The organism is Pseudomonas gessardii, from assembly GCF_001983165.1.
Classification (GTDB): Bacteria; Pseudomonadota; Gammaproteobacteria; order Pseudomonadales; family Pseudomonadaceae; genus Aquipseudomonas; species Aquipseudomonas gessardii.
Genome location: NZ_MNPU01000017.1, coordinates 64,079 through 78,658, shown reverse-complemented (window position 1 = coordinate 78,658; position 14,580 = coordinate 64,079). Strand labels below are relative to the sequence as shown.

The 14,580-nt window shown below is 61.5% G+C and carries 10 protein-coding genes; 3 read left to right on the top strand and 7 right to left on the bottom strand.

Annotated elements, in window-relative coordinates:
- On the bottom strand, nt 1-279 hold the full coding sequence (locus BLL38_RS14080) for a helix-turn-helix domain-containing protein (RefSeq protein WP_076963090.1): 279 nt from the start codon (nt 277-279) through the stop codon (nt 1-3).
- Nucleotides 276-1,610 (bottom strand): type II toxin-antitoxin system HipA family toxin, encoded by a 1,335-nt coding sequence (locus BLL38_RS14075; protein WP_076963089.1) that lies wholly within the window; start codon nt 1,608-1,610, stop codon nt 276-278. The genes BLL38_RS14080 and BLL38_RS14075 overlap by 4 nt, the downstream gene beginning before the upstream one ends.
- A gap of 281 nt (nt 1,611-1,891) precedes the next feature.
- Between BLL38_RS14075 and BLL38_RS14070 the strand changes: the two genes are divergently transcribed.
- Nucleotides 1,892-3,160 (top strand): autotransporter outer membrane beta-barrel domain-containing protein, encoded by a 1,269-nt coding sequence (locus BLL38_RS14070; protein ID WP_076963088.1) that lies wholly within the window; start codon nt 1,892-1,894, stop codon nt 3,158-3,160.
- A gap of 78 nt (nt 3,161-3,238) precedes the next feature.
- Here BLL38_RS14070 and oadA read toward each other — a convergent pair whose 3' ends face one another.
- Together oadA and BLL38_RS14060 are read right to left on the bottom strand one after the other, a co-directional pair.
- Nucleotides 3,239-5,047, bottom strand: coding sequence for a sodium-extruding oxaloacetate decarboxylase subunit alpha (oadA, locus tag BLL38_RS14065; protein WP_076963087.1), 1,809 nt, complete (start codon nt 5,045-5,047; stop codon nt 3,239-3,241).
- Nucleotides 5,048-5,058: 11 nt separating this feature from the next.
- Entirely contained in the window at nt 5,059-6,474 is a 1,416-nt protein-coding gene (locus tag BLL38_RS14060) for an acetyl-CoA carboxylase biotin carboxylase subunit (RefSeq protein ID WP_029290035.1), read from the bottom strand.
- Nucleotides 6,475-6,668: 194 nt separating this feature from the next.
- Here BLL38_RS14060 and BLL38_RS14055 point away from each other — a divergent pair, with 194 nt between their 5' ends.
- On the top strand, nt 6,669-7,643 hold the full coding sequence (locus tag BLL38_RS14055) for a LysR family transcriptional regulator (protein ID WP_076963086.1): 975 nt from the start codon (nt 6,669-6,671) through the stop codon (nt 7,641-7,643).
- Here BLL38_RS14055 and BLL38_RS31425 read toward each other — a convergent pair.
- From BLL38_RS31425 to BLL38_RS14040, 3 genes are all read right to left on the bottom strand, one after another.
- On the bottom strand, nt 7,573-7,770 hold the full coding sequence (locus BLL38_RS31425) for a PA3496 family putative envelope integrity protein (RefSeq protein ID WP_076963085.1): 198 nt from the start codon (nt 7,768-7,770) through the stop codon (nt 7,573-7,575). The two genes, BLL38_RS14055 and BLL38_RS31425, sit on opposite strands and share 71 nt — an antisense overlap.
- 222 nt (nt 7,771-7,992) lie before the next feature.
- The gene (hexR, locus tag BLL38_RS14045) at nt 7,993-8,859 is read right to left on the bottom strand and encodes a transcriptional regulator HexR (RefSeq protein WP_029290040.1); all 867 of its coding nucleotides are present in this window, start codon (nt 8,857-8,859) and stop codon (nt 7,993-7,995) included.
- Between the two features lie 162 nt (nt 8,860-9,021).
- Nucleotides 9,022-11,895, bottom strand: a complete 2,874-nt coding sequence (locus BLL38_RS14040; protein WP_076963084.1) for an EAL domain-containing protein — start codon at nt 11,893-11,895, stop codon at nt 9,022-9,024.
- Between the two features lie 279 nt (nt 11,896-12,174).
- Between BLL38_RS14040 and uvrD the strand changes: the two genes are divergently transcribed.
- A complete protein-coding gene (gene uvrD / locus BLL38_RS14035; RefSeq protein ID WP_076963083.1) occupies nt 12,175-14,358 on the top strand; it encodes a DNA helicase II in 2,184 nt (727 codons plus the stop codon).
- Nucleotides 14,359-14,580: the final 222 nt, after the last annotated feature.

Genomic DNA, 14,580 nt, shown 5'->3' with positions numbered 1-14,580 from the left:
TCAGCTCAACGACCGCCGAACCTTGACCACGCCCATCTGCAAGCCGAACGGCCGGAACACCGCGTTCAACGACTTGAGCGTCTGATTGCCCTCGCCGTGCTCGATATGCACCAGGGTGCGCAGGGAAATCTTGCACATCCTGGCGAATTGGCTCTGGTGCAGGCCGGTGACTTCCACCCGTAGCCGGCGCACGGCTTCGCCGATCTGCAGGGTGCCCTCGGCCAGGCCCTGTTCCACGCTCTGGATCAACAAGGCGCGGGTATCCATGCTGACAGTCATCTGAGCCCCCATTGCTGTAGACGTTGGTCCAGTTTGCCGAGCGCAATGGCCGGGTGATTGAGGGTGACCGCAGGCAAACCATTGGCCACCAGGATGTCGGGCAATGCCCGCAAGTGATCGGCATCCGCTCGCAACCGTTCAAAAGCCTGCTCGGGATCAACCAGATCGGCCAGCGCCGTGCAGACCCCGCGCCAGTTGATTTCCCCGGCCACTTCCAACGCCTTGGGCCATTTGGTGGTGCGGGTAATACCTTCGGCATCCATGACCATGGGCGCCAAGTCATAGATCGGTGCCAGGCGCACCGAAGCACGTTCGCGGATAATCGAGGTGTTACGCCCGTGGTTATCCGAGTTGCCGAGGATTTTGTTGAGCAGGTCCCGTCGCAGGTATTCGGCAATCAGATCCGCAACACCATCAGCCTGGCCTACCGCTGCCCATTGATTGGCCAGCAGTTGCACAACCTCCAGGTGATCCATGTAACTGCCCGGCGTAATCACACCCGCCAATGAATAGATTGACTCGACGGCCAGCCGCTCGACACCCGCCGGCGTCACGTTGCGATCAAAGCGGTGCATCCACAGGCTGGGTTTGGTCGCTTCTTCCAATGCCAGCCCTTGGGCGGCGACGGTTTCGATGCCTAGTGCCTGCAGAGCCTTGTAATAGTGGAACTCGCTCCTGAGAATCGCTTGATCGTTGAGGCTCGCACCATGGCGGGCGAACTTGATAAACCAGTGCTGGACGACGTCGGCGTCATCGAGAATCGCGTCCGGGTACAGCAGACCTTCGCGGTTCTGCACCATCAACAACTTCGGCGCCTCGCCACCCGCGCCAGTCGCTCCACCAATGGCCGCGCCTTGCTCGTAGGCGTATTCCAGAAAACCGTTATCGCGAGTAATGACTTCCTGCCGGGCAAAGCCAATCGGCGAACGGGTATCCAATGCCTCGAAGGACTCCTTGATACGCAGATTGCCAATGGGCGCCGGGGTGCAGAGACCGAGTAAAAACAAGTCCATACTGACATTGTCCGGCTTGCTCTGACCTACTCGCTTGAGCAAAAAGCGCTTCGCCGCACCTGCCGGCGCAATATCGTGCAAGAACGCGGGGGCCATCTTCAAGAAACTGATATCCCACTCCAAAGGGAACCGGCCACTCACGGCGTTGGAGAATGCCCGTTGAATGTCATCGAGGTTCTCGACCAGATAATCCTGGCGATAATGAAACCGACAAGGCCCATCGAAGCCTTGCTGCGGCTCGGAAAACTCCAGCCGCATGGCGTCATGCCAATGGCCCTCCTTGAAGATCTGTAGCATGAATGTGTAAGGCGTTTCCATTTGCAATTTAATGCATCCTCAAGAGCTTATGCACAGCTTACTCTGCAATATAGTGCATTTATCTCGACGCGACGAACTCAATTAACGCATTAAAATGCATTTATCACGGATGACTTCGGTCAAATACGCAATAAAATACACACCCCTCCAGACCACAACCCCTACGCCTTGATTCTTCTGGCACCGAAGACCTCTCCCGCAAACCGCAAACGCTCACCCTGACAGTTATCCCTCCAGCGCCTCGATAAATTCCCCGCCTCACATATCAGAGGTCGGACCCTATGCCCCGCACATCCAAGCGACTCGCCCTTGTCATCACCTTCACGCTGAGTCTTTTCAGCATTCAATTGGCCGTGGCACGCGGGGATATGGAGCCGCCGAGCGACCATGACCCTGCCTACCCAGAACCGGCCACGCCGTTCTATTTTGTCGATTACGCCACCACCGGCAATGGCCGGGGCGTGGCCCAGGTGCTGGACCGTGCAGTGGATGCTTTGCTGGAGTCAGACAACCTGAGCGTGCGCGAGCAGTATCTGATTGCAGATGACGCCCGTTATATGGGCAACCTGGCCCCCGGAAGAATCGGCGCGGTGCTTGAGCAACTGGCCGCCAGCCAGAACGCCAACCTGGGCAGCGCCACCCATAACAGCCTCAAGCCTGTGCAGGCCAGCCTGCTGTCAGCCATGGGCGACGTGAACAGCGACGCCGCTGGCCGCTTCTGGCTGCAAGGCCTGGGCAACGCCGGCAGCCTGGACGGCCAGCACGGCGCGGCCGATTTGCAGCAGCGCACCCAAGGCCTGGTGCTGGGCGCCGATTGGGCCGTGGACCACGCCTGGCGCGCAGGGGTCATGGGGGCCAAGACCACCAGCGACCTCAGCGCCAAACGCTTCAAGGCTGCACTGGACAGCTGGCACCTGGGGGCTTATGCGGTGCGCCAGGACGGGCCGCTGGCGCTGCGCCTGGGGGCGATCTACAGCAACCACGCCGGGCTGAACAAGCGCAGTGTCGATTTTGATTTCATCGATTATCGAGAGCAGCTCAAGGGCAAGTACACCGCCCAGAGCCAGAATGTCTTCAGCGAACTGGGCTATCGCGTGGACTCCGGCAGTTTCGCCGTCGAACCATTCGCCGGCGTGGGTTTTCAGCGCTACCACCGCGAACGCTTCAAGGAGAAAGGCGGCCTCAGCGCCCTTAACGTCGGCGAACAGACCCAACAAAACCTCAGCAGCACCTTGGGCCTGCGCCTGAGCAGCCTCTATACCCTGGACAACCAGATGACCCTCAAGCCCCACCTCAGTGCAAGCTGGAAGCACCTGTACGGCAATGTCGGCAGCCGTGTGCGCCAGTCCTCGGCCTGGGTGGACAGGTCGGTGTTCAACAGCGACTTCACCATCGAAGGCACGGCCCTGGACCGCAATAGCCTGGCCCTGCAAGCCGGGCTGGGGCTCGGTATGTCGACCACGCAAAGCGTGGGCCTGACCTATACCGGCGACTTTGGCGCCCGCAGCAGCAACCAGGCCGTGATGGGCCAATGGACCCTGGCCTTCTGATTTCGCACGTTTTGCAGGCGAAAAAAAGGGGGCAACATTGCCCCCCGAGGATTAAACGGTAGTGTCGAAGGCTGGGGATCAGCCTTCGATTTCGATCAGGATTTCGCCCGGGTTGACCCGGTCGCCCTTGGCCACGTGAACGGCGCTGACCTTGCCGGCGATGGCCGCCTGTACTTCGGTCTCCATCTTCATCGCTTCGGTGATCAGCACGGCCTGACCGGCCTTGACCACATCGCCTTCCTTGACCAGCACATCGACGATATTGCCCGGCATCGCCGTGCTGACATGGCCCGGCGCGCTGGCTTGCTTACGCTTGCTGGTGCCGCCGCCGACGAATTCGTTGAGCGGCTCGAACACCACTTCTTCCGGCATGCCGTCGATGGACAGGTAGAAGTGGCGCTTGCCTTCGGCCTTGACGCCGACACCGGTGATATCCACGCGGTAGCTTTCGCCATGCACGTCGATAACGAACTCGGTCGGTACACCTTCGCCACCGGCACGGGCCACGCCGCCGGCTTCGGGGATCGGCAGCAGCACTTCCGGGCTCAGGGTGCCGGCTTCACGCTCTTCGAGGAACTTGCGCCCGATGTCCGGGAACATCGCATAAGTCAGCACATCTTCTTCGGACTTGGCCAAGGTGCCGATTTCACCACGCAGCTTGGTCATTTCCGGCTTGAGCAGGTCGGCCGGGCGCACGTCGATCACGTCTTCGCTGCCGATGGCCTGGCGCCGCAGTTTCTCGTCCACCGTGCCTGGTGCCTTGCCGTAGCCGCCTTGCAGATACAGCTTCACTTCGTTGGTGATGGTCTTGTAGCGCTCGCCGGCCAGCACGTTGAAGAACGCCTGGGTGCCGACGATCTGCGAGGTTGGCGTCACCAGCGGCGGGAAGCCGAGGTCTTCACGCACCCGCGGGATTTCCGCCAGCACTTCGCTCATGCGGTTGAGGGCGCCCTGCTCTTTCAACTGGTTGGCCAGGTTGGAAATCATCCCGCCCGGCACCTGGTTGACTTGCACGCGGGTGTCGACCGCAGTGAATTCGCTTTCAAACTGGTGGTACTTCTTGCGCACGGCGTAGAAGTACAGGCCGATTTCCTGCAGCAGTTCCAGGTCCAGGCCGGTGTCGAATTCGCTGCCTTTGAGGGCGGCGACCATCGACTCGGTGCCCGGGTGGCTGGTGCCCCAGGCGAAGCTGGAGATGGCGGTGTCGATATGGTCGGCACCGTTTTCGATGGCCTTGAGTTGGCACATCGCGGCCAAACCCGCTGTGTCATGGGAGTGGATAAAGATCGGCAGGCTCTGCTCGGCCTTCAACGCCTTGACCAGCTCGCCGGTGGCGTACGGGGTCAGCAGGCCGGCCATGTCCTTGATCGCCACCGAGTCGCAACCCATGGCCTCCATTTGCTTGGCCTGGGCCACAAACGCCTCGATGGTGTGCACCGGGCTGGTGGTGTAGGCGATGGTGCCCTGGGCGTGCTTGCCCGCCGCTTTCACCGCTTCGATGGCCACCCGCAGGTTACGCACGTCGTTCATCGCATCGAAGATGCGGAACACGTCGATGCCATTCACCGCCGCCTTGGCCACGAAGGCCTTGACCACGTCGTCGCTGTAATGGCGGTAGCCCAGCAGGTTCTGCCCACGCAGGAGCATTTGCAGGCGCGTGTTGGGCAACGCGGCGCGCAGTTTGCGCAGGCGCTCCCACGGGTCTTCTTTCAAGAAGCGTACGCAGGCGTCGAAGGTCGCGCCGCCCCAGACTTCCAGGGACCAGTAGCCGACTTTGTCGAGCTTGTCGCAGATCGGCAGCATGTCGTCGGTGCGCATGCGGGTAGCCAGCAACGATTGGTGGGCGTCTCGCAGGATGGTGTCGGTAACGAAGATCTTCTTGCTCATTGTTATATTCCTCACAGGCCTGCGTGGGCGGCGATGGCGGCGGCGATGGCCAGGGCCAGCTCTTCGGGTTTGCGCTTGATCGAGTAGTTGGTCAGCTCAGGGTGGCTTTCCACAAAACTGGTGTTGAACTGGCCGCTGCGGAATTCCGGGTTGCGCAGGATTTCCTGGTAGTAAGCGGCGGTGGTTTTCACGCCTTGCAGGCGCATATCGTCCAGGGCACGCAGGCCGCGGTCCATGGCTTCTTCCCAGGTCAACGCCCAGACCACCAGTTTCAGGCACATGGAGTCGTAGAACGGCGGGATGGTGTAGCCGGTGTAGATCGCCGTGTCGGTCCGCACGCCAGGGCCGCCGGGGGCGTAGTAGCGGGTGATCTTGCCGAAGCTGGGGAGGAAGTTGTTCTTCGGGTCTTCGGCGTTGATACGGAACTGCAACGCAAAGCCACGGTGCTGGATATCTTCCTGTTTTACCGACAGCGGCAGGCCGGACGCGATGCGGATCTGCTCGCGAACGATATCAATGCCGGTAATTTCTTCGGTGATGGTGTGCTCCACCTGCACCCGGGTGTTCATTTCCATGAAGTACACCTCGCCCTCGGCGAGCAGGAACTCCACGGTGCCGGCGTTCTCATAGCCCACGGCCTTGGCCGCGCGCACCGACAGGTCGCCGATATAGGCGCGCTGCTCGGGGGTCAGTTGGGGGCTGGGGGCGATTTCGATGAGTTTCTGGTTACGACGCTGGATCGAGCAATCGCGCTCGAACAGATGCACCACGTTGCCAAAGCTGTCGCCGAGGATCTGCGCCTCGATGTGCTTGGGGTTGACGATGCATTTTTCCAGGAACACTTCCGCCGAACCAAAGGCCTTGGTGGCCTCGGAGATCACGCGGGGGAAGGCTTGTTCGAGTTCTTCACGGCTGTTGCAGCGACGAATGCCGCGACCGCCACCACCGGAGGTGGCCTTGAGCATCACCGGGTAGCCGATGCGGTCGCCTTCGGTCAGCGCTTCGGCGATGTCAGCGACGTTGCCTTCGGTGCCGGGGGTGACCGGCACGCCGGCCTTGATCATGCTGCGGCGCGCTTCGGTCTTGTCGCCCATGCGGCGAATCACTTCGGCCGATGGACCAATGAACTTGATCCCACGTTCGGCGCAGATATCCGCCAGTTCGGCGTTTTCCGACAGGAAGCCGTAGCCAGGGTGCAGCGCGTCGCAGCCGGTTTCCACGGCCAGGTTCACCAGCTTGCGCGGGTTCAGGTAACCGGCCAGGGGCTCGGCACCAATGCTGTGGGCCTCATCGGCACGCTTGACGTGCAAGGCATGCCGGTCTGCGTCGGAATAGACCGCCACCGAACGGATCCCCATTTCGGCACAGGCCCGCACAATGCGGACGGCAATCTCACCACGGTTGGCGATCAGGATCTTTGTTATCACTTGGAAATTCCCTTGAGCCGATTGCTGCGTTCTTCGACCTGCTAGACCAGGTCGGCGCGTGACCAAATGTTTCAGGCCAGTCGCCAGACACACACTATGCGCACTTAGGGATTAACAAAAATCAATAATTATTGGGCCGTGTATAAGTAAAGCCTTATAGTTGACCCTACAGCCCCGGCGAGTTGCTTTGAACTATGCGTAAGTCATTGATGCGCCTGACATTACGGCAATTGCAGATCTTCAATGAGGTCTGTGATTTGCGCTCCTACAGCCGCGCCGCCGAGGAAATGTCCCTTACGCAGCCCGCCGTCAGCCTACAAATTCGCCAGCTCGAAGAGCTGATCGGCCAACCGCTGTTCGACTATGTGGGCAAAAAACTCTACATGACCGAAGCCGCCGAAGCCCTGCAACGGGCCAGCCGGGACATTTTCGGGCGCCTGGAAAACCTCGATATGCAGCTCTCGGACATGCAGGGCTCGCTGCAGGGGCAATTGAAGCTGGCGGTGGAGTCCAGCGCCAAATACTTCGTGCCGCACTTGTTCGCGGCCTTCAAGCGCCAGCACCCGGAGGTGCAGTTGCACCTGACGGTGGTCAACCGCGCCCAGGTGATCCGCCGGCTCTCAGACAATCGTGATGACCTGGTGATCATGTCCATGGTGCCCCAGGACATGGGCCTGGAGTTCCTGCCGTTTCTTAATAACCCGATTGTGGCGGTGGCCCCGCCGGACCATCCACTGAGCCTGCAAGGCCCATTGCGCCTGCAGGACCTGGAACCTTATACGTTGCTGCTGCGCGAGCCGGGTTCCGGGACGCGGTTGGCCTGCGAGGAGTATTTCAAGGAAAAACGCGTGCACTTCACCCAGACGGTGGAAGTGGCGTCGGCCGAGGCGCAACGTGAGTGCGTGGTGGCGGGGTTGGGCGTGGCGCTGCTGACGCGCCACGCCCTGAACCTGGAACTGGCCACCGGCGGGCTCAAGGAGCTGCCGGTGGAAGAGCTGCCGCTGTACCGCAGTTGGTGCCTGGTGCAGGCCAAGGCCAAGCGCCTGTCACCGGTGGCCCATGCGTTCCTGGGCTTTATCCGCAGCGAGCGGGTGCAGATCAGCGCGCTGGCTGAACGCTTCGCTGGGCAGCCGCGGATGCCTGCCAGTGCAGCTCCGGGTAGTCACTGATGCTTTGCTGTAATTGGCGCTGTTCGCAGCGATCTTCAATTGCACGCCGGAACGCCATGCGGCGCTGGTCTTCCTGCTGACGACGGGTCTTGACGGTGCTGGTGCTGTCTTCGTAGTGCCGGGCCATTTCGAGTCTCCCAATGCGAGTACGGGGAGTTCAGGATGGGCGCGGGGGATGACGGTTTGGCGGCGTGGGGGTTACAGGACGATGAATCTTCTTAATATGCGCAAGATCTAAATGTGGGAGCGGGCTTGCTCGCGATAGCAGTGGGCCAGACGCCTGATATGTCGACTGATCCACCGCTATCGCGAGCAAGCCCGCTCCCACATTTTTGACTGTGTGTAACCTTCAGTCGTCGAGGGCTTTGACCGATTTGGGCGAGAGACGCAGGCTGCGCAAGCTGCGTTTGACGCTTTTGAGGTGGTTGACCAGGCTCGGCCCGCGCGCCATGGCCACGCCCATTGCCAGTACGTCGATCACCACCAGGTGGGCGATGCGCGAGGTCAACGGGGTGTAGATCTCGGTGTCTTCGTGCACATCGATCGCCAGGTTGACCGTGGACAGTTCCGCCAAGGGCGTCTGGCTCGGGCACAAGGTGATCAGCGACGCGCCGCTTTCACGTACCAGATTGGCGGTGATCAGCAAGTCCTTGGAGCGGCCCGACTGGGAAATACAGATCGCCACGTCGGTGGGCTTCAACGTCACCGCCGACATCGCCTGCATGTGCGGGTCGCTGTAGGCCGCCGCCGTCAGCAGCAGGCGGAAGAATTTGTGCTGGGCATCCGCCGCCACCGCGCCGGAGGCACCAAAGCCATAAAACTCCACGCGCTGGGCCTGGGACATGGCCGTCACGGCTTTTTGCAGCTCGATCGGGTCGAGCTTTTCCCGCACTTCCATCAGGGTGTGCAGGGTGGTATCGAAAATTTTCAGGCTGTAGTCGGCGACGGAGTCGTCTTCGTGGATCGCAAACTGCCCGAAGCTGGCACCGGCCGCCAGGCTCTGGGCCAGTTTCAGCTTCAAGTCCTGGAACCCCGAGCAACCGATAGCGCGGCAGAAGCGCACGATGGTCGGCTCGCTGATCCCCACGCTGTGGGCCAGATCAGCCATGGAGCTGTGCATCACGGCCGCAGGGTCAAGCAGCACGTGATCGGCAACCTTGAGTTCCGATTTGCGTAACAGGTGGCGCGACTGGGCGATATGTTGCAACAGGTTCAAAGGGCAGGACTCTTGTTATTGGCAGGCGCCAGGGATGTAGCAAGCTTGTAGTTATACTACAAGAATTGCCGATTTGCCCGTTCGATGCATCACTAAATCACCCTGTTGCCCCCTGAATCAGCGGGCAAGCGCAATGTAGCCCTGGATGCGGCCTTGGATACACTAAGGAAAATCTGCATTTTTCCGTAACAAATCTGCCAGCCCTTCGGCCTCCATCGGACGACTGATCAAGTAGCCCTGCACCTCGTCACACTGTTCGGCCCTGAGGAAATCCAGCTGCTGCTGATCCTCCACGCCCTCGGCCACCACTTTGAGCGCCAAGCCATGGGCCATGGCGATGATCGCCCGGGTAATCGCCAGGTCTTCACGCCCCTGGCCCAGGCCACGGATAAAGGTCTGGTCGATCTTCACGTAATCCACTGGGATGCGCTTGAGGTAGCTGAGGGACGAATAGCCGGTGCCAAAGTCGTCGATGGCCAGCTTCACCCCCAAGTCCCGCAATTGCTGGAAGGTGGCGATGATGTGCTCGACGCTGTCGAGCAACTGGCTTTCGGTCAGTTCCAGCTCCAGGTATTGCGGCGCCAGCCCGGTTTCGCCCAGCACCTGGCGCACCAGGCTCACCAGCTTGCCCTGGCGCAGTTGATGCACCGACAGGTTGACCGAGACCCGGATCGGCGCCAGGCCCTGGCGCTGCCATTCACACGCCTGCCAGCAGGCCTGGCGCAGCACGAACTCGCCCAATGGCACGATCAGCCCGGTCTCTTCCGCCAGCCCGATAAAATCACCGGGCGGCACGCTGCCCCATTGCGGATGATCCCAACGCACCAGTGCCTCGGCGCCGGTCATCTTGCCGGTGACCAGGCACAGCTTGGGTTGGTAGAACACTTTCAATTGCCGCTCATCAATGGCTTTGCGCAGTTGGTTTTCCAGCTGCAAACGCTCAAGGGTGCTGGCCTGAAGGCTGTCGGTGTAAAACTGGAAGTTATTGCCGCCCAGGTGCTTGGCATGCTGCATGGCCATGTTCGACTGGCTGACCAGTGCGGAAATTTCCCGGGCGTTATCCGGTAACAGGCTGACACCCATTGAGGCGCTGACCACCAACTCATGCCCGTCCACCGTCATCGGCACGCGCAGTTTGGCCAACAGCCGGGTGGCCACCCGCGCCAGGCTCGACAAGCTGCCATAGGCGTCGAACAACACCGCGAATTCGTCGCCGGACAGCCGCGCAATGGTGTCGGCTTCCGGTAAGGCATTGATCAGGCGCCGGGCCATTTTCTGCAACAACTGGTCGGCGACTTCATGGCCCAGGCTGTCATTGAGCAGCTTGAAGCGGTCCAGGTTGATATGCAGCAACGCCAGGCTGCGGCCGCCCTGGCGCACCCGTTGATGGGCCTCGCGCAGGCGCTCGCGGAACAACGAGCGGTTGGCCAGGCCCGTCAGTTCGTCGTAATGAGTGAGGTAGCGCATGCGCTCCTCCGATTCGCGGCGGGCCGACAGATCGGCGAAAAAGCCTACGATATGGCTGACATTTCCCCGAACATCGCGCACCACGCTCAATTGCAGCCACTGGGGGTAGAGCTCGCCGTTCTTGCGCGCTTCCACCAGCTCGCCCTGCCAACTGCCGTGGCTCAACAAGGCCTGGCGAATTACCGGGAAGTGTCGGCGCGCGTCGCGGCTGCACGGCAACTCCACGACATTGCGCCCGAGCATGTCGTCGATATCAAAACCGGTGACGCGGCTAAAGGCCTGGTTGACGGCAATCAACACGTACTCCGGGTCCAGGATCACAATGCCTTCGCTGGCCGCCTCGAACACCGTCGACGCCAGCCGCAGTTGCTCTTCCAGCGCCTTGCCGACGCTGATATCGCGCCGGGTGCCGAGCATGCGCGTCACGCGCCCGCTGGCGGTACGCTCCACGGCACGCCCACGGTCCTCGATCCACACCCAGCGCCCGTCGCCATGGCGCACGCGGTACTCCACCTGATAGTCCTCGCTGCGCCCCTTCAAGTGCCCCACCAGCGCGCGCTTGAGCAGCGGCAAGTCGTCCGGGTGCAGGCGTGGCTTGAGGTCGCGCAGCATCGCCGTGACGTACTCCGGCTCCAGGCCAAACAGTTCCTTGAGCCGGGTGTGGTGGACTTCATCGGTTTGCAGGTTCCAGTCCCACAAGCCCAGCTCGCTGGCCTGCAACGCCATGGCCAGGCGCGCCTCGCTTTTGCTCAGGGCCAGGCTGGCGGCGTCCAATTGCTGGCCGCGCTGCTCGACGCGCTGCTGCAGGCCGACCTGGGCCTGACGCAGTTCCTGCTCGACCTCGCGCCGCTGCTCGACCTCGCGCACCAGGTCCTGATTCAACTGCTCGCTGCGCTGGCGCGCCTGCTGCAAGTGCTCGATCAAGGCCTGGTTCTGGAACCGGCGCAGCAAACCGCGCTGGATCAGGCGGTTGACCTGCCATGCCACCAGGCTCAGGGACGCCAGCAGGATCAAGCCCAGGTAACTCCAGCCCTGTAATTGCGGTTCGCCGCTCCAGAACAGATAGAGGATGGTGGGCACCAGGCAGGGCAAGGCAAACGACAAAAACGCCGGGACGCTGACGGCATAGGCCACGCTGGCCGACAGGGTGGCCACGCCAATCAGGCCGAAGATCCAGGCCTGTTGCACAAAGCTGTCCAGTGGCACCAGGGCAATGGCCGCGCTCGCCAGGGTCAGGCCGCTGGCCGCCGAGCCCAGCATAAACATGCGCCGCCAGATCGGCTGGGCCTGCCGGCTGGGCAGGGCGCTATCGAAGGCCGCTACCTGGATCACGCGCAGCGCCACCAGGGCCAGCAACCACACCAACCAACTGCCGACCAGCACATAGCGCTGCGGGCTCCAGAGCAACCAGGCGCAGACCAGACCGTTAAGCAACATCAATAAAGTGGGGAGCAGCGACCCCTGGTACAACAGACGCGTACGCTCGACCGCCATCTCCATGGCGTAATGCTTGCGGATAACCTGCGCCGGCACGACAGAGGGGCCAGACAAGTCGGTGCTGAGGGTCATAGGCAGTGTTCTTATAATGGTGAGCCCGAAACGTCGACGGAGCATACACAAGCAGACGGGCAGACCAAACTGCTCTGGATCATAAAAATTCGCGAATAAACCTGCGCAAACCTTCGGGCCAGAGGGGCTTAACAAGACAGGGCGCGGGCTACAGGCGATGACTTACCGGTCATCACTATGGCTCCAACAGTGACCAATTGAAGATCGCCGGCGGTTTTTTGTGCCGACCACCGGGCAATGGGATTTGCCCCCCTCCCCCCGGCACCCTAGAATGCGTCGATGCGCGATGATCTCTCCCTTTTGCTGAACTCCCTCAACGATGCCCAACGCCAGGCCGTAGCCGCCCCCGTTGGCCGTCAGTTGGTCCTGGCCGGTGCTGGCTCCGGTAAAACCCGAGTGCTGGTGCACCGTATCGCCTGGTTGATCCAGGTCGAGAACGCGTCCCCGCATTCCATCCTGTCGGTGACGTTCACCAACAAGGCCGCTGCCGAGATGCGCCACCGCATCGAGCAGTTGATGGGCATCAGCCCGGCCGGAATGTGGGTCGGGACCTTCCACGGCCTGGCGCACCGCTTGTTGCGGGCCCACTGGCAGGAGGCGGGCCTGGCCCAGACCTTCCAGATTCTCGACAGCGATGACCAGCAACGCCTGGTCAAGCGGGTGATCCGCGAGCTGGGCCTGGATGAACAACGCTGGCCGGTGCGCCAGGCCCAGTGGTTTATCAACGGCCAGAAAGACGAAGGCCTGCGCCCGCAACATATCCAGGCCAGTGGCGACCTGTTCCTGGCCACCATGCGCAGCATTTATGAAGCCTATGAAGTGGCCTGCCAGCGTGCCGGCGTCATCGACTTCTCCGAACTGCTGCTGCGGGCCCTCGACCTGTGGCGCGACAACCCCGGCTTGCTGGCCCATTACCAGAAGCGCTTCCGGCACATTTTGGTGGACGAGTTCCAGGACACCAACGCCGTGCAGTACGCCTGGTTGCGCCTGCTGGCCAAGGGCGGCGACAGCCTGATGGTGGTGGGCGACGACGATCAGTCGATCTACGGCTGGCGTGGCGCGAAAATCGAGAACATCTACCAGTATTCCGACGACTTCCCCGACGCCGAGACCATTCGCCTGGAGCAGAACTATCGCTCCACCGCCGGGATCCTCAAGGCCGCCAACGCCTTGATCGCCAATAATACCGGGCGCCTGGGCAAGGAATTGTGGACCGACGGCGGCGAAGGCGAGGCGATCAACCTCTACGCGGCCTTCAACGAGCACGACGAAGCGCGCTACGTGGTGGAAACCATTGAAAGCGCCCTGAAAACCGGGCTGGCACGCAGCGATATCGCCATTTTGTACCGTTCCAACGCCCAGTCGCGGGTGCTGGAAGAGGCCTTGCTGCGCGAGCGTATCCCGTACCGTATCTACGGCGGCCAGCGCTTCTTCGAGCGCGCAGAAATCAAGAACGCCATGGCCTACCTGCGTTTGCTGGAAGGTCGCGGCAATGACGCCGCGCTGGAACGGGTGATCAACGTACCGGCGCGGGGCATCGGCGAGAAAACCGTCGAGGCGATCCGCGAGCATGCGCGTCACAGCGATGTGTCGATGTGGGAGGCCATGCGCCTGCTGATCGCCAATAAAGGCCTGACCGGCCGTGCTGCCGGGGCCTTGGGGGCGTTTGTCGAGCTGATCGACAACCTCGCCGCCAAGTGCCTGGAAATGCCGCTGCACCTGATGACCCAGACCGTGATCGAGCAATCCGGCCTGATCGCTTATCACGAAGCGGAAAAAGGCGAGAAAGGCCAGGCCCGGGTAGAAAACCTTGAGGAACTGGTCAGCGCCGCCCGCGCCTTCGAGAACAGCGAGGAAGATGCCGACCTGTCGCCACTGGCGGCGTTCCTCGGCCACGCCTCCCTGGAAGCCGGCGATACCCAGGCCGACGAACACGAAGACAGCGTGCAACTGATGACCCTGCACAGTGCCAAGGGCCTGGAATTCCCCTACGTGTTCCTGGTGGGCATGGAAGAAGGCCTGTTCCCGCACAAGATGAGCCTGGAAGAGCCCGGCCGCCTTGAAGAAGAGCGCCGCCTGGCCTATGTGGGCATCACCCGGGCCATGCAGAACCTGGTGATGACCTACGCCGAGACACGGCGCCTGTATGGCAGCGAGACCTACAACAAAGTGTCGCGTTTCGTACGGGAAGTGCCGAAAGGGCTGATTCAGGAAGTGCGCTTGTCCAATAGCGTCAGCCGGCCGTTTGGCGGGGGCCAGCAGCAGAGCTCCAGCAGCCTGTTTGCCGGTTCGGAAATTCCCGAGACCCCGTTCAGCCTTGGCCAGCAGGTCCGGCATGCGATCTTTGGCGAAGGGGTGATCCTTAACTTCGAAGGCGCCGGGGCCCAGGCTCGGGTGCAGGTGAACTTCGCCGAAGGCAGCAAGTGGCTGATGATGGGTTACGCCAAGCTCGAAGCAGTCTGATCGTTCCCACGCTCTGCGTGGGAACGCTGCCCTGGACGCTCTGCGTCCGCTCTTGAAGGCGCCCTGCCCTTGTTTTTAGCAAGTACGGGCCAATATCTGTAATTAGTCCTACAGACCATTCGCAAAGGTCTTACGCAAAAGCCCGAAACATTATGCCGCTAGCCACTGCCTCTGCACCTGTGCAACATGGCGCGCGTGCAATCCACAAATGGGAATTCCCTT